Origin of the sequence: Marinobacter sp. AC-23, assembly GCF_001858325.1 — a bacterium.
Taxonomy (GTDB): Bacteria; Pseudomonadota; Gammaproteobacteria; order Pseudomonadales; family Oleiphilaceae; genus Marinobacter.
Genome location: NZ_MBPP01000096.1, coordinates 1 through 880, shown reverse-complemented (window position 1 = coordinate 880; position 880 = coordinate 1). Strand labels below are relative to the sequence as shown.

Below are 880 nucleotides of genomic sequence, written 5' to 3'. Positions count from 1 at the left end.
GACCAGCAAGGCGAGGTGTTGTTGCACAAAGAAATCAAGGCCCGACCGGAACCGCTTCTAGCACTGCTCGAACCCTTTCGCGATGACCTTGTGATCGGCGTCGAATGCATGCACTGCTGGTACTGGATCTCGGATCTGTGTGAAGAACACGGCATCCACTTTATCCTGGGCCATGCGCTTTACATGAAGGCCATCCACGGCGGCAAATCCAAGAACGACCGCATCGACTCTTTCAAGATTGCGATGCTCATGCGTGGTGGTAATTTCCCTCTGGCCTACGTCTACCCCAAGAAGATGCGGGCCACACGCGACTTGTTGCGCCGTCGGACCCGCATTGTTCAGCATGGTGCCATGCTCAAAGCCCACGTCGTGAATACCGTAAGCCAGTACAACTTGCCACCCAGCAAGGCCAACCTCAACAACCCGGGCGGCCGGTCACAACTTGCCTCGGCCTTTAGCGATCCCGACGTTCAGCGCAACGTCGATTTGGATCTCACCATTGTCGACAGTTATCAGCACGAGCTCAAAAAGCTCGAATGGCACTTGGAGCAGCAAGCCAAACAACATGATCCCGCCTCACTCACTGTGCTGAAAACCATTCCGGGCGTGGGCCGCATCCTGGCGCTGACCATTCTCTACGAAGTCGGCGATATTCAACGTTTCGAGTCCGTTCAAAAGTTCGCCTCCTACGCTCGCTTGGTGAAGTGCAAAGCGGAGTCCGCCGGCAAGGTCTACGGCACCCAGGGCAACAAAATCGGTAATGCCCATCTGAAGTGGGCCTTCTCCGAGGCAGCGGTACTGTTTATCCGTAACAGCGATAAAGCCAAGCGCTACGTCGAAAAACTTCAGAAGCGCATGAACAAACCCAAGGCCCTGTCTG

The 880-nt window shown here is 55.3% G+C and carries 1 protein-coding gene; it reads left to right on the top strand.

What is annotated here, in order from left to right:
* A partial coding sequence (locus BCA33_RS19510) for an IS110 family transposase (protein WP_083394840.1) occupies nt 1–880 on the top strand: 880 nt, incomplete at both ends.